Genomic DNA, 18,178 nt, shown 5'->3' with positions numbered 1-18,178 from the left:
CCGGTAGCAATGTATGATATACCTCGCGCTGTATTTTTTCAAACATTTAAGATCAGGGAAGGTCAATACTATTTAAGAATAATTAAAAATATATAGAAAGCGGACAGGAAAATTTGAGATGATAGCGGAGCTGAAGGAAAAAGATTCATATAAAGGGGGAGCAGCTATGAAACCATCCACTGCCTATTTATTTGCCGTCGCCGGTGCTTCGTTTTGGGGGTTTACAGGATTGTTCGTACAGAACATGTACCGGTACAATATCGAACCCGACCAGGTAGTGGCTCTGCGCATGGCCGGTTCGGCCCTGATCCTGTTTTTGGCTGTAGCCCTGGTCCGGCCGTATCTTCTAAAGGTCCGGTGGTACGATCTGCCGCACTTTATCGGGCTCGGCGTCGGCAGTATTGCCCTCTTTAACTGGTGTTATTTCACTGTTATGAATGAAGCCTCGCTTTCCATTGCAGTGGTGCTTCTCTACACAAGCCCGGTGTTTGTAGCGCTCATTTCGAGATTTGTATTTAAAGAAAAAATAACAATGAACAAGCTGGCAGCTATTTTGCTTACGATTGCCGGCTGTGCGCTGGTGGCCGGTCTGCTTCCCGGCGGCGCCGGCGGAATGTCGCTGTCGATTCTTATGATCGGGCTGCTGTCCGGTTTATGCTGTGGCCTGTACAGTATTCTTGGTAAATTTGTGACGCCGAAATACCATTCCATTACGATCACTGCCTACACGATGCTCGCCGGAGGAGTGGTAATGGTCCCTTTCAGCGGTCTTCTGGCAAACGAAGAGGCTATACAGGAGCCGATGATGTGGATGTACGGTCTTGGGGGAATTCTTCTTTCCACGATTGCTGCGTATATACTGTTTACGATCGGGCTGAAATATATTGAATCGGGCAAAGCGGCGATTTTATCAACCGTGGAGCCGATGGTGGCCATTGTGATCGGCGTATTCGCTTTTGGGGACAGGCTGAGCAGCTGGCAGGGGCTTGGTATCGTTCTGATTTTTTCGGCGGTCGTTCTTTCCATCTATTCAAGACCGGGAAAATTCCGGAAAAAGCGTGGGAACCGCCGGAGAAAATCGCAAAACGAGTGGGAAAAGAAGCCCGGAGGAGACGTTTAAACTGAGGACTGCAGGGAACAAATGTAAAAAAGGAGGCATTAAAATGGATGTATTAGTCATAGGAGCGAATGGGCATACGGGCCGGCTGTTGGTGGAACAGCTTGCAGCCCATCCGGAGCATACTCCGCATGCTATGGTACGTGAAGTCTCCCAGGCCGATGAGCTGAAAAAACTGGGTGCGGCATCCACAATTCTTGCAGACCTTGAAGAAAATACGGCGGTCGCTCTGAAGGGCATGGATGCTGTTATGTTCGCCGCTGGCTCCGGTTCCTCGACCGGGCCTGAAAAAACAGTGAGCGTAGACCAGCAAGGAGCAAAGAAAACCATTGATTCGGCAAGAGTGCAGGACGTGCAGCACTACGTTATGCTGAGCGGGATTGGCGTCGACAACCCGCAGGGACCCATTAAGCATTATGCGGAGGCAAAGTTGAACGCAGATAAGCATCTGCAGAGCAGTGGGCTGCCATATACGATTGTCCGTCCAGGAAAACTTACATTTGATAAGGGCACAGGGAAAATCGAGCTGGCAGAAAAGCTTTCGAGCCCCGAAGAAAGAGATATTTCCAGGGAGGACGTTGCCCGCACGATGGTCGCAGCCCTCGACATTGAAAACGCCCGGGGGCAAACGGTCGAACTGCTTGCAGGAGATACGGATATTCACGAAGCCTGGAAGGCTTTATAAAATAATCCCCGCCGGAATGCATACCGGCGGGGACTTTTATTTGCTTAAGAGGAAAAATCGATTTCCTCGGGAGTATCTCCTTTGGAGTTCATCAGGCGGATAGACTCCGGCTGGATTTCGAGGACAATATATTCCGGATTGTCCGGGGAGCCGAGCCAGGACTGCACGCTGTCGGTCCAAACCTTTTTCTTGGTCTCCTGATCATGGCGGATTACTGCTTTGCCGGAAATTTCAACAAAAGCATCCCCGTATCCTTCTCCGTCGTAACCGAGCAGAATATGCACATTGGAATTCTTTTCGATTTCTTCTGCCTTGTGGGTTTTGCTGCTTGTCGGTGTAAGAAGGGTGAAATTATCGTTGTAAAACGTCATATAGCGGGAGTGGGGCTTGTTGCCTTCAATCGTCGCAAGGACGCCTACTTTATTGCTGTCAATGATATCGAGTGCGTGTCTCTTTGCTTCGTTTTTATCCATGGATAATCCTTCCTTTCGTAGTGAAACTAATTATCATTATTCCTGCCGCCACCTACTTTTAAACATGGGTTCGAAGCCGGGATAACAGGAAAATTTATAGGTAATATCAATTGTGTAAAAAAAATGAATATTGTTAATATAAAGAAATCGAGCGTTTGTTTTATTAGGAGAGCGGTAATAGGTAAGTGTATTTTGCTGGCGAAATACGAATTTAAACCTATAGGAGGAATCATTGTGTTTAAGAGAATTGATAAACTGCAGATCGACCTCCCAACGCCCAGTAATCCAGACGCTAACTCAGCCAACGTCGTGCAGGAGCTTTTAGGTGGGAAATTCGGTGAAATGTCAACGCTCAATAACTATTTATTCCAGTCGTTTAATTTTCGCAGCAAAAAACAGCTACGCCCATTTTATGATTTAGTCGCAAGCATTACAGCTGAGGAACTCGGACACGTAGAGCTGGTTGCCAATACAATAAATTTATGCCTGCAGGGTTCCACGAGCCAGAGCGGACAGGACCCGGCCAATCCGGACAGTACACCGCTCAGTGAAGCCATGGATTCGAGAAACCCGCAGAGCTTTATTTTTGCCGGCCAGAACGCTGTGCCGAAGGATTCGATGGGGGCGCCGTGGACGGGGGACAACGTCTTTACAAGCGGTAACCTCGTAAACGACCTGCTTCACAATTTTTACCTCGAATGCGGAGCAAGGACGCACAAGATGCGGGTGTATCAAATGACTGATAATGAAACCGCCCGTGAGCTGACCGGCTACCTGCTTGTGCGCGGCGGCGTGCACGTAGTGGCCTATGCTAAAGCGCTGGAGAAATTAACAGGCGTGGATGTAACGAAAATGCTTCCGGTACCGGACCTTGATAACAGTAAATATGATCACGCCCAGAAATATGAAGCGAAGGGCGCGCACCGTAAGCTCTACCGCTTCAGCGATAACGATTACACAATGCTTGACCGGATCTGGAACGGTCCGACACCAGTCGGACCGCCAGGCGAACTCGAAGTAGTCAGCGACATGCCGACTCCGGAGGGCGGGGAAATTCCGAACCTCGACCACATTCCGGAGGAATTTGCGCCGGGGTTTGACGAGCAGCAGTTCCGGGAAATGTCGAAAAAATTGAACTATGAAGCAGGACTTTAAACGCCAGAGCCCGAAAGCAGGAAAGCACCGCCGGCCGGCGGTGCTTTTGGTTTGAATAAGCATATAGTCAGGCACAGAAAGGAAGCAGCAGATGAAAATACCAGTAATTATGGATATGGACCCGGGACACGACGATGTCATTGCATTATTTCTCGCAGCCGGTCATCCGGACATGGATATCCGGGCTGTGACGACTGTTTCAGGCAACGCTGATATAGGAAAAACAACAAGGAACGCTTTAGTGGCCGCTGATACTGCGGGGCTGGACGGAGTACCGGTGGCAGAAGGTGCGGGAAGGCCCCTGATCCGCAGGCCGGAGCACGCTCCTTCTATTCACGGGGAGTCCGGCCTCGACGGGCCGGAGCTTCCAGTGCCTACACATATGGTGGAGGAAAGACATGCGGTGGACGTAATGGAAGACATACTGCTCCATTCGGAGGAAGAGGTTACCGTTATTGCGACCGGTCCGCTCACAAATATTGCCCTGTTATGCCGGAAAAATCCGAAGGCAGCCGGGCGTATCCGCCACCTGTCGATTATGGGCGGCGGAACGTTTGGCAATTGGACGCCGGCGGCAGAGTTTAATATTTATGCAGATGCAGAAGCAGCAGAAATTGTTTTTGCCAGCGGTATCCCAATCACGATGTGCGGCCTCGACGTTACTCATCAGGCATTATCGTCCCAGGCCGTGGTGGAACGGATTAAAGAGATACCAACAATGGCGGCCCAGTTTACGTATGAACTGCTTGATCACTTTCAGCGTGCCTATGAAGAGCGTTTTGATCTGGAACTTCCGCCGGTTCATGACCCTTGCGCGGTGGCGGTATGCCTGCAGCCGTCCCTGTTTACATTTGAATCGGCCGATGTAAAGGTGGAAACAGCAGGAAAGCATACGTACGGGGAAACAGTCATTGATGCTTCCGCTGCAGAAGGACCGGTACAGGTCGCAGTCAAAGTAGATAATGATAAATTTTGGGATTTAATCTTACAATCGCTTAAAAATCTGCCATAATGGAAATAGAAAAGTAAGCGTTATAATTATAGAGACAAGGGAGCAGGAGGGACACATATGGGTTTTTCTGTAGAGATGAACTGGGAAATTATTACGAATAAGCAGGCCGAGCGCCTCGATGAAAGAAATTTCCGGCTGATTAAAGATAATTATCAAATGTTTCCACTCGATCACCCACTTCCAATTCACACCTTTGCTGAAAAAGTGCCATTTGGCAAGGCGGTTATACACCGCGTGGAATGGGAATCCCACCGTACGACAATTGAATATGAGCTTGTGTCCTTAACCTCGGTCAACTAAAAGAATGATAAAGGCCTGTCCCATCGACAATATCGACGGGACAGGCCTTTTATTTTTATAGTTTTAATGAAGCTCCGGCCAATAGTCTTTATTGACCTCCTGGAGGTCTTCGAGAATATTCTTTGCGACTTGGGCACTTGGTACAATGCGGGAAAGCGTCAGGGCCTGCCACAGCTTCTGATAGGATTGCTCGTGCCATGATTCCACCACAAGCTTTTCCACAGCAGCCTGCTGTTCCATAAGCCCTTTCTGAAAACGTGGAATTTCTCCCTGCACGAGGGGCTCCGGACCTTTGCTGCCGACTATACACGGCACTTCCACCATCGCAGTCGGATCGAAGTTACTGATCACGCCGTTGTTTTCCACGATTAAAAGCATTCGCTCTTTTGTATTGTAGGCAATCGCGCGCGCAAGATCTACGATGTAGGAGGCGTGCTCATCGATATGCAACTCGGAATATGCCGCTGTGTTATTTTCGATAATTTTACGGCACTCGCCGAATATAAAAGTTTCTCGTCCTTCCATTACTTCATTGGCACGTGTGACTTCTGGGTTTGAATGAGAGACTTCGTAATCCGGATAGAAGTAATATTTTAAATACGTATTTGGCAAGGTTGCCGGATCGAGCGCCTGAACGTCCTTTGCTTTTGCAAATGTATTGTTCCAGCTTTCGTCCGCATGCTGCAGTGACTGATCTTCTGTGACATAGCCGAAATTGGCGACGTGTTCGCGAATTCGAGGAAGGAGGTCGTTTCCTTCTTCGTCCCGGATTCCAGTCCACCAGCCGAAGTGGTTCAGCCCGTAATAATCTACTTCCATTTCTTTTCGGCTCTCAAGACCGATGGCAGAAGCCATTAGCTCTTCAATTCCAATTGGCATGTCGCAGATGTTTAAGATATTTGAATTTGGACGAAGCTTGCGGGTAGCTTCAGCAACAATGGCTGCCGGGTTGGAATAGTTCAAAAACCAGGCGTTGGGTGAATATTTTTCCATGAAATCCACAAGCTCGAGTACATCGCCGATCGAGCGCATGCCGTAGGCGATGCCCCCTGGCCCGCAAGTCTCCTGACCAACTACGCCGTATTTTAGAGGTATTTTTTCATCTTTTTCACGCATAGCGTATTTCCCGCTTCTGATGTGTGCCATTACAAAATCAGTGTTGGAGAAAGCTGCCTCCGGGTCTGTCGTTTCTGTAAACTGGATATCTGGGGCTTTTTCATTCAAAATAATCCGGCACGCCCCGGCAATCGTTTTTTGACGTTCTTCGTCATTATCAAAAAAAGTAATCGCCTCAATGGGGAATTTTTCGAGGTTATCCAACAGCATCAACACGATGCCCGGTGTAAATGTACTCCCTCCGCCTGCAATGGTGATCGAAGATTTTTTCATAACTAGCAGCCTCCTAATTTGATTTATTTGTTTCGTCGATAAAGCCTTCAATAGAGTCTCTAACCTGTGGAACGGACAGTCCGACAATAACCTGGACGCTTTGTCCGTTTTTGACGAGTCCATGGGCTTCCCCGTTGTTTTTAAAGTATTCCTGGTTTTCTACCTGCTCTGGATCTTTTACGGTTACGCGCAGGCGTGTTGCGCAGTTTGTAACATCGGAAATATTTTCCGATCCGCCAAGTCCTTCAAGGAAAGCAGCTGCTCTTCTGTCATAGTCGCTTGCGTACGCTGCCGGTTCTGTTTTACTGCCTTCTTTTTCTGCCCGGTAGTCAGCTTTTGTGTACAGCTTCGTTTCCTGGTTTTCGTCTTTCTCACGTCCTGGCAGAGCATAATCAAATTTTACAATCAGCCAGCGGAAGAGGTAGAAGTAAATCCCGGTAAAGATGAGGCCAATAGTAATCTGGGCAATGTAGACCTCCCAGTGGTTCCCCATCAGTGGAATCCAGTTGGTGGTAGCCATCTCAATCAGTCCGCCGGCCTGGTTGCCCACGACTCCGAATGCGCTTTGCAGTGTGACCATGGTTGCTCCAAGCAGGGCGTGTAAAAGAAACAACATTGGGGCAATAAAGAGAAAAGTAAACTCCAGTGGTTCTGTGATTCCTGCCACTACTGCAGTTAGTGTTGCTGCAAGCAGCAGGGATCCTACCTGCTTTTTCTTTTCAGGGCGTGCTGTGCTGTAAATAGCCATTGCAATCCCTAAGGATCCGAATATTTTAATATTCCCCTGAAGAAGGAATGCTCCGCCTTCCCATTGCTCCCGGAGCGGTGTGTCAGATGCCGCAAGCTCACCGAGACGGGAAACCCAGTTGGCTGTGATACCTCCGTCCACGACCGCCGGACCGAACTGGAACGGGGTGTAGATAAAGTGGTGAAGCCCGGTTGGGATGAGAATCCGTTCTAAAAAGTGAAAAAGCCAGACGCCGACATAGCCGGAAGAAACCATGAAGCCCTGCAGGGAAGCAATCCCATTTTGCACAGTCGGCCAGACCCATGCGGTTAAAAAAGCCAGCGGAATCATAACGAAGAAAGAAAGCATGACGATAAACGGCCCGCCCTGAAAAATACCAAGGGAATCCGGCAGCTTCTTGTCGTAATAACGATTGTGAAGCCATATGGTAATACTTGAAATAACTATCGCACCCATAATATTAGTGTCGAGTGTCAAAATACCTGCGATCTCTGTTAACCCTGTTGACTCATCCGCTCCTTCGCTTATATCGACGCCGAACGCCGGCCCCCATATGTCGAGGATGGAATTAATAAATGTGTTGTACATAAGGTAGGCAACGATTGCGGCAAGCGTTGCTCTGCCGACTGCCTTCTTTGCCAGGGAGATTGGAAGTCCAATTACAAAGATGAGTTCCATATGGTCAAAGACGGTCCACCCGGTATTTTCCATAAATGTCCATATCTGATACCACAGACCATCCGGGTCAGCCAGCCCTCCCATGATCTGTTCATTTTTAAACAGCGCAGCCAGACCGACAACAATCCCGAAAAAAGGAAACAACAGAACCGGGACGATCATGGCACCGCCAAACCTGCGCACAGCGTTCATCATATTTCTCCACCGCTTTCTGCATAATGTATTTTTGATAACGATTTCATTTACTTTTCCGAGTGTATGCGTGAAAGTTCTCTCACTCAACAGAATCAGGCAATGAAGGGAAAGGGATAAAAAGATCGGACATCGTTTCAAAATGTGGGAATTTTCCCAGAAGTGCAGACGGGTGCTATACTGAAGAGGATATGTATTCAAATACAACAGGGGGCGTTTACATGGCGCTTGAAGAATTAATTAACACCTATTACGATGAGCTGAATGACAACGACATGCATATACTTAAGTACATACTGAATCATAAAGAAGCCTGCCAGGAGATGGGGATCAATGAATTGGCCGATGCCTCTTTAGCTTCCCGTTCCTCGATCCACCGGCTTACCAAGAAGCTTCGGTTCAGCGGCTACAGTGAATTTAAAGTTTTCTTGAAATGGGAGAATGTTAAAAGTGAGGAAACCGGCAATCATATGCAGCAGCTTGAGAATGATATTGGGGCTACACTGAAAAATCTGGCCTCGCTGCACTTTGAACCGATATGTGAAAGACTTTATGAAGCAGGAAGGATTTTCATTTATGGTACAGGCACAGCTCAACTGACCTGTGCGCGGGAAATCCAGCGGTTGTTTGCGCTGCAGCAGACTTTCGTGACGATCATCTACGATAAGGCGGAGTTTGAATCGATGCTGAAGGCGATGGCGCCGGAGGACGTGGTAATCATCATTTCCCTTTCCGGTGATACTCCCAGTCTGCTCCCTCATGTACATCAGCTCACAGCGCGGGGGATTACATTCATTTCCGTAACTAATTTAAAAAACAATAAACTTGCTCAAAAGTCTCCTTTCAGCATCTACGCCGCAACAAGTACGTCTTATTCCCAGTCTGGAGAGGAAATTGTGTCATTTATACCACTTTCGATAGCGCTGGAGACGCTTTTCCGGAAATACGTTTCCTACAAGGAAGGGCAAATAGAAAAATGAGGCTGGCAAGGAACAAAAAAAGCTGCACCAGTAGTTGGCGCAGCTTTTTTAGTAAAACGATAAGGTTATACGTAATCCATATTGTTTGTGTCACCGTGCATGCTGCGGATTTCATCCGGATTGGCAACGACGGTCGGCTGATAGTCGATTAAGATGGCGGAACGCTCCCCAGGCCCGTCCTCTGGTCCCTTACGTACGGAGCCGACGTAATGTGTGACCAGCGGATCGTACACTCCGTAGGATTCAAGCGGGCGGGTCATGTAAAAGGAATCAGTTATCTTCCCCTTTTCAACTTCCTCCGGCATCCGCCCGCGGACCTCCGGGACAGATATGACGTTCCGGGCGCCCTCGATATTGCGCCGGCGGATCAGGTGGGCAAAGGTAAACGGCTCGCCGTCCTGATGCAGCGTGTTTGGTGAAGAAAAAGCTTCGTCCTCCTCCGATTCAACGTGAAGCTTCACAAAGTGGACTCCCGCATGAAAAGGCATCAGCGCATCTTCGCGCGTCCAGAATGTCTGGCGGAAATTAAAGGCGATCAGTGCTTCAAGCAGCCGGTTATGCCTGACGTGTTCGGGAATCGCAGGGAAGCGGCGGCTCGCATCGGGATATTCGGGGTTGAACGACCCCTGAAAATAATCGTAGTAGCTTTTGCCGTTTTTAACTGTTTCCGGCAGCCATTCGATCCGGTGGGTGCCCGGAAAAATAACGGCACGCCCATACTGCCGGTAACGATTCAGATCCGGGGCGTAGTCATCGGCCGGAAGGTCGTCAAAGGCTGCAGTGAGAGCTGCAAGATCTGCTTCGCTGTAGCTGTCATGCAGTATATCGGCTAAATCGTAATATTCGTATCCTTGCTGTTTTAAAGGCTTCATTTGTCTATTTCTCCTCCCGAATGGTGGTTTCTTCGAGTGGAAGCGTCCTTCCATTGTTTTCACAAATGCCAGTGTATCACGCCCGGCCGAAGTTGAGTATATGAAAGACGGGCTCCATCTTTCGTTTTTGTGACAGATTCATTATAATTAAAGAACAAATGTTCTTAAATTCAAAGAAATCAGCGAAGAGAGGAATTTCTTTATGCCAGTTATCTTAGCGGAGAAGCCGTCCCAGGCAAAAGCCTATGCGGCCGCGTTTCAAATACAGGAGAAAAAAGACGGGTATATGCGGCTGAAGCCGTGCAGTCTGTTTCCGGACGGGGCGGTGCTTACCTGGGGATTTGGCCATCTGCTCGAGCTCCGGGCTCCGGCCGATTACGAGTCCTCCTGGAAAAAGTGGTCGCTCGACACACTCCCGATGCTTCCCGCCCATTTTCGCTTTAAGCCTAACCCGCGGGCGTTCAAGCAGCTGAAGATCGTCAAACAGATGCTGCAGGAAGCCGACAGCATTATTATTGCGACCGACTGCGACCGGGAAGGCGAAAACATCGCCCGGAGCGTCATCGACTACACGAAAACATCCCATAAACCGACGCAGCGTCTTTGGATCAACAGTCTGGAAAAGGATGAAGTGTATAAAGGGTTCGAGCAGCTCCGCGAAGGAGCAGACTATCTCCCTCTTTATGAAGAAGCGCGGGCCCGCCAATTTTCCGACTGGATTGTCGGGATGAATGCGAGCCGCCTGTATACACTGTTGTTAAAGCAGAAGGGCATCAATGAAGTGTTCAGCGTCGGCAGGGTCCAGACACCAACGCTCAAGCTTATTTACGACCGGCAGAAGGAAATTGAGGCGTTTGAGCCCGAGCCTTACTGGGAGCTTGAAGGAACCTTCCGGGCGGAAGCAGGAGAGTATAAAGGAAAGTATAAAAAACGCTTCGGCTCGAAGAAAGAGGTGCTCCGGATTTGGAAGGAGCACGGATTGAAAAAGGATACCGAAGGCACGATCAGCAGCATAAAAAAAGAAGAGAAGCAGGAAAAGCCCCCGCTTCTTCATTCGCTGTCGAGTCTGCAGACGACGATGAACAAAAAGTATAAAATGAGTCCGTCTGCCGTGCTGAAAACGGTTCAGAGCCTGTATGACGAACCCTTAAAAGCTGTATCCTATCCGAGAACGGACACCCGGCACATTACGTCAGGGGAATTTAACTACTTAAAAGGAAATCTGGGCCGGATGCAGGAGTGCATGAACGCCTCCTTCGAGCCTGCGTCCACTACGCCTTCAAAGCGGTTTGTAGACGGCAGCAAAGTCCAGGAGCACCATGCGATCATTCCGACTAAAAAAGTGCTGAGCCAGACCCAGTTTGAAAAGCTGAACCGGGCCCAGCAGCAGGTGTATAAAGAAGTTATGAACAGCGTACTCGCTATGTTTCACCGAAACTATGTGTACGAAGAAACGACGATTGAAACGGACGTCCAGGGACTTGTTTTTGAAAGTAAGGGCCGGGTGGACAAGCAGCTGGGCTGGAAGGAGCTCTTTCCGGCGCCAAAGAAGAAGAAAGACCAGGAGGACAACACCCTTCCTCCAGTTACTGAGGGAGAGCAGGTTGAAGCATACGTCCAGGCGGCTGAAAAAGAAACCCAGCCGCCAAAGCCTTACACTGAAGGCCAGCTGATCAACATGATGAAATCCTGCGGCAAATGGATCGAGGATGATGAAACGTCTAAAAAAGTACTGCAGGAAACAGAGGGTCTTGGCACCGAGGCGACGCGAAGCACCATTATTCAAACACTGCAAAAACAGGAATATATCCGGATTCAAAAGAACATTGTGGAAGTGACCTCCAAAGGCCGGGCGCTTTGCGAAGTAGTGGAGGGAACGCTTTTGTCCAAACCACTGCTCACCGCGAAGTGGGAAGCCTTTCTGAAGCAGATTGGCAGCGGGGAAGCGGATAAGGAAGCTTTTTTAAAGCAGACAGAGGCTTTTACAAAAAAACTGGTCGAAGAAGCGCCGGCAGGCATAACGAACATGCAGACGAATCCGGATCAGGTGGCCGCGTCCAAAAAACAGCCGCAGCGCGCAGAGCCAATCGCTCTCTGCCCTGTATGCCAAAAGGGGCAGCTGATGGAGAGGAAGTCCTTTTATGGCTGCAGTGAATATGCGAATGGCTGCAAGTTCACTGTGCCAAAAACGTTATTGAAGAAAAGAATTACCCAGGCTCAGGTTAAAAAGCTGTGTGAAAAAGGGGAGACCCAGGTGATCAAGGGATTTAAAGGTAAAAAGCCATTCGACGCCAAATTAAAACGAAAAGAAAATGGCGTGGAATTTGTGTTTCCGGCTAAAGATAATGCACCCTCGTAGACAATACCCGGAAATTTGATATACTGGGAGGCAGAATGTTTTCTAGGGTTCCGCGGCAGCGCCGGCCTGGTCCGAGAGAAAACCCGCGAACGAATAGTTTGCGCCACGGAGGGATAAAAACCCGGGAGATCTTCGCTGCGAAGACTTCCCGGGTTTTTTCGCGGTTAAAAGCTGAAATAAATATTTCCGGGAAATAATTAAGCAAGCGCCGGTAAGGAGGGGCTGTAATGGGATGGATCAACGTCGCTGTAGCAGCATCATTTGAAATTCTCTGGGTCATTGGTTTGAAGCATGCGTCGGCTGGATGGGAATGGGCAGGAACGCTTGTAGCTATTGTACTGAGCTTTCTCTTTTTAATCCGGGCGGGTGAATACCTTCCGGTAGGTACATCGTATGTGGCCTTTGTCGGCATTGGGACAATCGGGACGACGATTCTTGATATGATCTTTTTCGGCCAGCCGTTCGAATGGATCAAGCTGGTCTTTATTTTCATGCTGATTGCCGGAATCGCCGGGCTTCATACAGCCTCCGGGCGGGCAAAAGCAAATGAAGGAGGCAGTGGATAGTGATGACGTGGCTGTATTTGATCGGTGCCGGTATTTTTGAGATGATTGGCGTTTCTATGATTAACGAATGGATTCAAAAGCGGGTCGTCTGGCCGCTGTTCATGATCGCTGCCGGTTTTGGAGCAAGCTTTTTTCTTCTTTCCCTTGCGATGCAGACCCTGCCGATGGGCACTGCCTACGCTGTCTGGACGGGAATAGGGGCAGCAGGAAGTGCGCTGTTTGGCATGCTTTGGTACAAAGAGCCGGCAAACACGGGAAGACTTATAAGTATTGCGGTCATCCTTGCTTCGGTTGTAGGTCTGAAGCTGATTGCGCCATAAAACGTTCAAAAACAAAAGCCGTTATGCCTTGAGCGCAGGCTTTATTTTGATTATAGTTACATTCAGGTGAAATATTTGGAGCAGCAAAGCAACGAAATCTGAAAGGAGGAAAACATATGGATCTTCAAAGTATTTTGTACGAAGCACATTCGGGTTCATGGGCGTTTTTGATCATATTCTTTTTGATCAGCTACCTGTTCCCAAAACAAAAAGTGACAATGATGATTGAGCGGCTGTTTGTAGTCATCATGATTCTTTCTGGTGCAGGCATGGTGGTGCTGTACGGATTCCCGCTCCTGTCCATTTTCAAAGGGGTATTGGCCCTGATATTTATCGGGGTAATGGAAATGATGTTTGTGCGTCGCCGGGCAGGCCAAAAACACGCTATGTTCTGGATTATATGGATCATTTTATTCGCAATTATCTTATCCATCGGCTACGATGTGATTGGGTAATACAGAGAGCATGCTGCAAAAACAGCATGCTTTTTTATATGCAGGCATTTTTGGGTATAGAAAAGATAGACCAAAGCGCCTGAATGGCAGTATTTTTTAAACGAAAATTACATGTATCATGCAAGTAATACATAAAGAAGCCAGGGAAACAGCTGCGGCAGGGGAAAGGAGGAAGCGGGCATTGTTTGAAGGGAACGCAAATGTGGATTCATTTATATTATTAGGAGCACTTCTGCTTATTTTAGGTGTCATCGTGACAAAATTTTCGACACGGCTCGGCGTGCCTTCACTTATTTTGTTTATTATTCTAGGTATGCTGATGGGAAATGATGGTTTTGGAATTATTGATTTCGAAAATGTCCAGCTTGCCCAGACCGTCGGAATTATAGCCCTGATCATTATTTTATTTGAAGGGGGCACCCAGACAAAGTGGCGCGATATTAAACCAGTGGTGGGGCCTTCCGTAACGCTCGCCACGTTTGGCGTTCTGTTTACGGCTGCTCTTATGGGGCTGGTGGCAAAGCAGCTGCTCGATCTGACCTGGCTCGAAGCGATGCTTCTCGGGGCTACAGTCGGTTCGACAGACGCCGCCGCCGTCTTTGCCGCTTTGAAGGGGCGGAGCATTGATAAAAAAATGGGATCCACCCTAGAAGCGGAATCGGGAAGCAACGATCCGATGGCCGTGTTTTTAACGCTCTTCTTTATTGAATTAATATTGGCAGATTCGCCGAACGTCTGGCTGTTATCCGGAGCTTTTTTCTGGCAGATGGGTGCCGGTTTTGCGATGGGCGGCCTGTTTGGATGGGTAGCCTCATGGACCATTAACCGTATTAATCTGGATTCGAGTGGGCTCTATCCCCTGTTTGCGATTGCTTTTGCACTGTTAACCTACAGCGTGACTTCGAGCATGAGCGCGAGCGGGTTTTTGGCAGTTTACGTAGCGGCGCTTTTGATAGGGAACTCTGATTTGATCTACCGTCAGCCGATTTACCGTTTTAATGAGGGAATGGCGTGGATGTCTCAAATAAGCATGTTTATTATCCTGGGTCTGCTTGCTTTCCCGAGAGATATTTTGACATGGTCAAACATTTCCATGGGGCTCGCTTTGTCGGCAGTGTTAATGTTTGTGGCACGGCCTCTCGCCACATTTTTGTCTACTTCATTTTTCGGATATAAACCGAAGCAGAATGTATTTTTATCATGGGCGGGCCTGCGGGGGGCAGTACCAATCATTTTGGCTACATACCCGATCGTTGCCGGTGTAGAATCGGGCAGCCAGATTTTTAATGTCGTCTTCTTTATTGTGCTGACATCTGCACTGATCCAGGGAGCAACCATAGCTCCATTAGCGAAATGGCTTCATCTGTCCGGCCCGCTCCGGGAAACACCGACTCATTCCCTGGAGATTGTCTCACTCGGAAAAGCGAATGCAGAAATTATGGAATTTCAAACGAATGAAGCGACGCCGATTGTCGGCCAGACGCTTCAAAGTGTTGAATTTCCGGCATCCGCGCTGATCAGCGCGATTGTCCGGGACGATGAACTGGTTACTCCAGTGGGTGAGACAGTAATCCAGGCTGGTGATTATTTGTATATTCTTGTATCACGTAAAGAAAAGCGTATTTTAAAGCAGATGCTGCGACACGATTACTAACAAAAAGCGGTCGGCGTTAAGATGCATTAAATTTGAGGAAAGAAGGAAGGGCTCCACATGGGTGTACTGATCAATGTATTGATCCCAATCATTTTAATATTTACGATTGGCTATTTGCTGCAGAAAAGACAGGCAGTGGATATTCGGCCGGTGTCGGCTGTCGCTCTTTATGTATTGACGCCTGCGCTTGTTTTCCGGACCTTCTATGAAAGAGAACTGAACAGCGATATGCTGTCGATGGCTCTGTTTTCCCTGGTATTTTTAGCGGTCATGACCGGGGTGATCAAATTGGTTTCATATGTTCGTAAATGGCCGAAAGCTAATGAAACCGGCATGATGCTCTCCACCGTGTTTATGAATGCAGGCAATTACGGTGCTCCCTTAATTGCTTTTGCGTTTGGTGATACAGCTTTTGCCTACTCTATCGTTTTTATGGTTATTCAGACGATGCTGATGAATACTGTAGGTGTCTATATCGCAAACAGTGCCAATATGGATGCGGCCGACGCGTTTCGAACGGTACTGCGGATGCCGGTATTTTATGCACTGATCGCCGGCGTCGTCTTCCAGTTGACCGGAATACCTGTCGGAGCGACCTATTACGAAGCCCTGGACATGCTCGCGAGCGCTGCGATTCCGGTAGTTATGATTATACTGGGCATGCAGCTTGCACGCATATCCGTAAAAAGCATGGATTGGAAGCTTGTGAGTGCAGGTACGTTTTTACGGCTTGTATTTGCGCCGGCTCTTGCCTACGTGATTGCTCTGCTGCTGCAGACCAGCGACACGTTAACCACCGTGCTGGTTGTTTCAACAGCGATGCCGAGTGCAGCAACCATGGCAATGATTTCCGTACAGTTTGATTCCAACCCCCAGCTTGTTTCGAGTATTACCCTGGTGACGACTATTTTAAGCGTCCCCTCCCTGTGGGTGGTGCTGTCGATTTTCCAGGCTTAAAACTCCGGGGCGAATTGACGGAAGAGGAGTACCGCGTTATGATATAAGTAATATCGAACCACTAGGGGTGCCTGTTGGCTGAGACAGCGTAAAGCTGATCCCTTTGAACCTGATCTGGATTATACCAGCGGAGGGAAGTGGGGAAGAGATGCTGATACTACTATCTCCCCCGCTTTCTAACGAAGGCGGGGTTTTTTGTGGGAAAATATTATATTTGCTGGGGGTGCCTGCTGAGGCTGAGACCGGAGAACTATCCGGAACCCTTTGAACCTGATCTGGAGAGCCAGCGGAGGGAAGCAGCCATGTTGAACCTTTTAACGGGCAGCCTCCTTCCTTCTGGAAGGAGGTTTTTTTATGGATAACAAATCGAAGCCGCGCATACATGCAGTATCGCCGCCGGATATAACGGTGAACACTTGGTGGGAAAAAACGAGGGAGTTGACAGGGGTTGTTGATTACGTGCACGTACGGGCACCTGAATGGACGAAGCGTGAAAAAGAAAGGGCTGTGGAGTGGGCGCTAAAAGAAGGGACCGCCCCGAAACAATTGATCATAAATGATGAACCGGAGCTTGCCGCTGCGTATGGGCTGGCCGGTACTCACCTGCCCGAGCGTCGTACGGTCTATCCGGTGTCTGTAGGCTGGGGGCAGTCCATACACTCTGCAGGGGCAGCGGAAAGAAGCGAACAGGAGGGGGCATCATGGCTGTATTTTGGTCATGTGTTTGCCTCCGGCAGTAAACCGGGGAAAGCGCCGCGCGGAGTCCGGGCGTTAAAAGCGGTGGCGGAAAGTGTGCGCATCCCCGTGATTGCCATTGGGGGAATTGATGCGGGCAAAGCAGCGGAGTGTATAAACTGCGGAGCGTCCGGGGTGGCAGCCATTGCGTATTTTTATGAGGCGGAAGAACCTGGAAAAGCAGCCGAAGAGCTCAGAACCCGGTTAAGGAGTGATGACAATGAAGGCTGATACAGAAGTTCTTATTGTAGGTGCAGGCGTGCAGGGGTGCTCGCTTGCGTATCAGTTAAGCAAACGCGGCCATCGTGTAATGGTTATCGAAAAAGAAACCATCGCTTCCGGAGCATCAAAAGCGGCTGCCGGCATGCTCGGAGCACAGTCCGAATGGGAGGGGACTGGCCTTTTTCAGGAATTCGCCCTGGAAAGCCGGGCGCTGTTTGAAGAGCTGGTCCCTGAAGTGGAAGCGCTCAGTGGAATGGACGTCTCCTACGTGAACAACGGGATGCTGAAGCCTGTATGGCATAAGACGGAAGAAGTAAAATACCAGCGTGCTGCGGGGCACGGCTATGGAGCGGAGTGGCTTCCGGCACGTGAAGCACTGCGCAGAGAACCGGCGCTTTCCGAAAACATCCGGGGCGTCTGGTCCATTCCGAAAGACGGACAGCTCCGTGCCTATGAATGGACAACGGCTCTTGCCAAAGCAGCAAAGGCCTGCGGAACAATCATACGGGAAAACACTTCAGTTGACCGTATTTTAGAAGCTGACGGGCGGGTCTATGGCGTGAAAACAAATGAAGGAGTTGTTGAAGCGGAAGAAGTTGTTTTTACCGGTGGGAGTGCCGGAGCGGCGCTGCTTAATGAAAAGGAGTTCACGCTCTACCCGGTGAAAGGGGAGTGCTTGTCCGTACGCATGCCCCAGGGGAATTTGAGGTACACACTGCACACTCCGCAGGTGTATATTGTTCCGAAAAAAGACGGGGAAATCTTTATCGGCGCTTCAGAAAAACCCGGGGACTCGAGTACAGGAGTCACTGTAGCCTCGATACAGGAGCTGATGAAAGCAGCTGTTCATTTAGTGCCGGAGCTTAAAGATGCGAATATTGAAAGGTTTTGGAGCGGTGTGCGGCCGCAGACAGGAGACGGGCTGCCGTATATGGGACAGACCGACCGGGGCCTGTGGGTAATGACCGGCCATTACAGAAACGGTATTTTGCTTTCAGCGCTGAGTGGGAGCTGGATGGCTGCCCGGATCGGGGGAAAAAGCGTCCGCGAAGACTGGAAGCACCTGTTTGCCGTAGATCCTCAAATACGAAAGGGAGGAGTCATTCATGCAGATCACGCTTAACGGTCAATTACAGAATATTGAGAACAGCCAAACGGTAGCCGATTTACTTGAAGAGCTTCAGATTGCTCACAAAAAAACAGTAGTGGAGCGCAACGGTACTATTGTGATTGAAGAATTTCATCAGCAGGAAGGTTTAATGGACGGAGATAGAATCGAAATCATTCATTTTGTAGGAGGCGGATGAAC

19 protein-coding genes and 3 riboswitches are annotated in these 18,178 nt (G+C 49.1%); of the genes, 15 read left to right on the top strand and 4 right to left on the bottom strand.

What is annotated here, in order from left to right:
• Nucleotides 1-166 precede the first annotated feature (166 nt).
• Together BLV22_RS05865 and BLV22_RS05860 are read left to right on the top strand one after the other, a co-directional pair.
• Nucleotides 167-1,120 carry a DMT family transporter gene (locus BLV22_RS05865; protein ID WP_176967675.1) on the top strand — a complete coding sequence of 318 codons (954 nt, stop codon included), beginning with the start codon at nt 167-169 and terminating at the stop codon, nt 1,118-1,120.
• A gap of 43 nt (nt 1,121-1,163) precedes the next feature.
• Nucleotides 1,164-1,802: an SDR family oxidoreductase gene (locus BLV22_RS05860; protein WP_091612522.1), complete on the top strand. Its 639-nt coding sequence runs from the start codon at nt 1,164-1,166 to the stop codon at nt 1,800-1,802.
• A gap of 44 nt (nt 1,803-1,846) precedes the next feature.
• On the opposite strand, the gene BLV22_RS05855 is transcribed toward BLV22_RS05860, so the two are convergent.
• Entirely contained in the window at nt 1,847-2,275 is a 429-nt protein-coding gene (locus BLV22_RS05855; RefSeq protein ID WP_091612521.1) for a pyridoxamine 5'-phosphate oxidase family protein, read from the bottom strand.
• 234 nt (nt 2,276-2,509) lie between these two features.
• Between BLV22_RS05855 and BLV22_RS05850 the strand changes: the two genes are divergently transcribed.
• The 3 genes from BLV22_RS05850 (at nt 2,510) to BLV22_RS05840 (ending at nt 4,742) form a co-directional block, all read left to right on the top strand.
• Nucleotides 2,510-3,430, top strand: coding sequence for a manganese catalase family protein (locus tag BLV22_RS05850; protein ID WP_342706669.1), 921 nt, complete (start codon nt 2,510-2,512; stop codon nt 3,428-3,430).
• Between the two features lie 91 nt (nt 3,431-3,521).
• Complete coding sequence (locus tag BLV22_RS05845) at nt 3,522-4,442, top strand: nucleoside hydrolase (RefSeq protein ID WP_091612519.1); 921 nt, start codon at nt 3,522-3,524, stop codon at nt 4,440-4,442.
• Between the two features lie 57 nt (nt 4,443-4,499).
• The gene (locus BLV22_RS05840; RefSeq protein ID WP_079474957.1) at nt 4,500-4,742 is read left to right on the top strand and encodes a DUF2584 family protein; all 243 of its coding nucleotides are present in this window, start codon (nt 4,500-4,502) and stop codon (nt 4,740-4,742) included.
• Between the two features lie 63 nt (nt 4,743-4,805).
• Here BLV22_RS05840 and BLV22_RS05835 read toward each other — a convergent pair whose 3' ends face one another.
• Together BLV22_RS05835 and BLV22_RS05830 are read right to left on the bottom strand one after the other, a co-directional pair.
• A complete protein-coding gene (locus BLV22_RS05835) occupies nt 4,806-6,131 on the bottom strand; it encodes a 6-phospho-alpha-glucosidase (RefSeq protein ID WP_091612516.1) in 1,326 nt (441 codons plus the stop codon).
• Nucleotides 6,132-6,144: 13 nt separating this feature from the next.
• The gene (locus BLV22_RS05830; protein ID WP_091612513.1) at nt 6,145-7,749 is read right to left on the bottom strand and encodes an alpha-glucoside-specific PTS transporter subunit IIBC; all 1,605 of its coding nucleotides are present in this window, start codon (nt 7,747-7,749) and stop codon (nt 6,145-6,147) included.
• A 221-nt stretch (nt 7,750-7,970) separates the two neighbouring features.
• On the opposite strand from BLV22_RS05830, the gene BLV22_RS05825 reads away from it, so the two are divergent.
• Complete coding sequence (locus BLV22_RS05825) at nt 7,971-8,729, top strand: MurR/RpiR family transcriptional regulator (protein WP_091612510.1); 759 nt, start codon at nt 7,971-7,973, stop codon at nt 8,727-8,729.
• Between the two features lie 65 nt (nt 8,730-8,794).
• On the opposite strand, the gene BLV22_RS05820 is transcribed toward BLV22_RS05825, so the two are convergent.
• Nucleotides 8,795-9,601, bottom strand: coding sequence for a 2OG-Fe dioxygenase family protein (locus tag BLV22_RS05820; protein ID WP_091612507.1), 807 nt, complete (start codon nt 9,599-9,601; stop codon nt 8,795-8,797).
• Nucleotides 9,602-9,803: 202 nt separating this feature from the next.
• Here BLV22_RS05820 and BLV22_RS05815 point away from each other — a divergent pair, with 202 nt between their 5' ends.
• From BLV22_RS05815 to thiS, 9 genes are all read left to right on the top strand, one after another.
• The gene (locus tag BLV22_RS05815; RefSeq protein ID WP_091612504.1) at nt 9,804-11,960 is read left to right on the top strand and encodes a type IA DNA topoisomerase; all 2,157 of its coding nucleotides are present in this window, start codon (nt 9,804-9,806) and stop codon (nt 11,958-11,960) included.
• Nucleotides 11,961-11,991: 31 nt separating this feature from the next.
• Nucleotides 11,992-12,090, top strand: a riboswitch (guanidine-I (ykkC/yxkD leader).
• 97 nt (nt 12,091-12,187) lie between these two features.
• On the top strand, nt 12,188-12,526 hold the full coding sequence (locus tag BLV22_RS05810) for a DMT family transporter (protein ID WP_091612502.1): 339 nt from the start codon (nt 12,188-12,190) through the stop codon (nt 12,524-12,526).
• Nucleotides 12,527-12,528: 2 nt separating this feature from the next.
• Nucleotides 12,529-12,846 (top strand): DMT family transporter, encoded by a 318-nt coding sequence (locus BLV22_RS05805; RefSeq protein WP_091612498.1) that lies wholly within the window; start codon nt 12,529-12,531, stop codon nt 12,844-12,846.
• Nucleotides 12,847-12,962: 116 nt separating this feature from the next.
• Nucleotides 12,963-13,301, top strand: a complete 339-nt coding sequence (locus BLV22_RS05800) for a DUF1516 family protein (protein ID WP_091612495.1) — start codon at nt 12,963-12,965, stop codon at nt 13,299-13,301.
• A gap of 181 nt (nt 13,302-13,482) precedes the next feature.
• On the top strand, nt 13,483-14,955 hold the full coding sequence (locus BLV22_RS05795; protein WP_245724027.1) for a potassium/proton antiporter: 1,473 nt from the start codon (nt 13,483-13,485) through the stop codon (nt 14,953-14,955).
• 57 nt (nt 14,956-15,012) lie between these two features.
• Nucleotides 15,013-15,912: an AEC family transporter gene (locus tag BLV22_RS05790; protein ID WP_091612490.1), complete on the top strand. Its 900-nt coding sequence runs from the start codon at nt 15,013-15,015 to the stop codon at nt 15,910-15,912.
• A gap of 53 nt (nt 15,913-15,965) precedes the next feature.
• Nucleotides 15,966-16,065, top strand: a riboswitch (TPP riboswitch).
• 56 nt (nt 16,066-16,121) lie between these two features.
• Nucleotides 16,122-16,224, top strand: a riboswitch (TPP riboswitch).
• A gap of 42 nt (nt 16,225-16,266) precedes the next feature.
• Nucleotides 16,267-16,878, top strand: a complete 612-nt coding sequence (locus BLV22_RS05785) for a thiamine phosphate synthase (RefSeq protein ID WP_091612487.1) — start codon at nt 16,267-16,269, stop codon at nt 16,876-16,878.
• Nucleotides 16,868-17,992 carry a glycine oxidase ThiO gene (gene thiO, locus BLV22_RS05780; RefSeq protein ID WP_176967672.1) on the top strand — a complete coding sequence of 375 codons (1,125 nt, stop codon included), beginning with the start codon at nt 16,868-16,870 and terminating at the stop codon, nt 17,990-17,992. Before BLV22_RS05785 ends, thiO begins: the two co-directional genes overlap by 11 nt.
• Nucleotides 17,976-18,176: a sulfur carrier protein ThiS gene (gene thiS / locus BLV22_RS05775; protein ID WP_091612482.1), complete on the top strand. Its 201-nt coding sequence runs from the start codon at nt 17,976-17,978 to the stop codon at nt 18,174-18,176. Before thiO ends, thiS begins: the two co-directional genes overlap by 17 nt.
• Nucleotides 18,177-18,178 lie beyond the last annotated feature (2 nt).

The sequence above is a fragment of the Marinococcus luteus genome (assembly GCF_900106595.1).
In the GTDB taxonomy this organism is placed as follows: domain Bacteria; phylum Bacillota; class Bacilli; order Bacillales; family Marinococcaceae; genus Marinococcus; species Marinococcus luteus.
This window is presented reverse-complemented; position numbering and strand designations above follow the sequence as displayed.

Excerpts from the sequence above, each read along its gene's own strand:
- BLV22_RS05865 (WP_176967675.1), top strand. The coding sequence starts at position 167 with ATGAAACCATCCACTGCCTATTTATTTGCCGTCGCCGGTGCTTCGTTT.
- BLV22_RS05860 (WP_091612522.1), top strand. The coding sequence starts at position 1,164 with ATGGATGTATTAGTCATAGGAGCGAATGGGCATACGGGCCGGCTGTTG.
- BLV22_RS05855 (WP_091612521.1), bottom strand. The coding sequence starts at position 2,275 with ATGGATAAAAACGAAGCAAAGAGACACGCACTCGATATCATTGACAGC.
- BLV22_RS05845 (WP_091612519.1), top strand. The coding sequence starts at position 3,522 with ATGAAAATACCAGTAATTATGGATATGGACCCGGGACACGACGATGTC.
- BLV22_RS05840 (WP_079474957.1), top strand. The coding sequence starts at position 4,500 with ATGGGTTTTTCTGTAGAGATGAACTGGGAAATTATTACGAATAAGCAG.
- BLV22_RS05835 (WP_091612516.1), bottom strand. The coding sequence starts at position 6,131 with ATGAAAAAATCTTCGATCACCATTGCAGGCGGAGGGAGTACATTTACA.
- BLV22_RS05830 (WP_091612513.1), bottom strand. The coding sequence starts at position 7,749 with ATGAACGCTGTGCGCAGGTTTGGCGGTGCCATGATCGTCCCGGTTCTG.
- BLV22_RS05825 (WP_091612510.1), top strand. The coding sequence starts at position 7,971 with ATGGCGCTTGAAGAATTAATTAACACCTATTACGATGAGCTGAATGAC.
- BLV22_RS05820 (WP_091612507.1), bottom strand. The coding sequence starts at position 9,601 with ATGAAGCCTTTAAAACAGCAAGGATACGAATATTACGATTTAGCCGAT.
- BLV22_RS05815 (WP_091612504.1), top strand. The coding sequence starts at position 9,804 with ATGCCAGTTATCTTAGCGGAGAAGCCGTCCCAGGCAAAAGCCTATGCG.
- BLV22_RS05810 (WP_091612502.1), top strand. The coding sequence starts at position 12,188 with ATGGGATGGATCAACGTCGCTGTAGCAGCATCATTTGAAATTCTCTGG.
- BLV22_RS05805 (WP_091612498.1), top strand. The coding sequence starts at position 12,529 with ATGACGTGGCTGTATTTGATCGGTGCCGGTATTTTTGAGATGATTGGC.
- BLV22_RS05800 (WP_091612495.1), top strand. The coding sequence starts at position 12,963 with ATGGATCTTCAAAGTATTTTGTACGAAGCACATTCGGGTTCATGGGCG.
- BLV22_RS05790 (WP_091612490.1), top strand. The coding sequence starts at position 15,013 with ATGGGTGTACTGATCAATGTATTGATCCCAATCATTTTAATATTTACG.
- BLV22_RS05785 (WP_091612487.1), top strand. The coding sequence starts at position 16,267 with ATGGATAACAAATCGAAGCCGCGCATACATGCAGTATCGCCGCCGGAT.
- thiO (WP_176967672.1), top strand. The coding sequence starts at position 16,868 with ATGAAGGCTGATACAGAAGTTCTTATTGTAGGTGCAGGCGTGCAGGGG.
- thiS (WP_091612482.1), top strand. The coding sequence starts at position 17,976 with ATGCAGATCACGCTTAACGGTCAATTACAGAATATTGAGAACAGCCAA.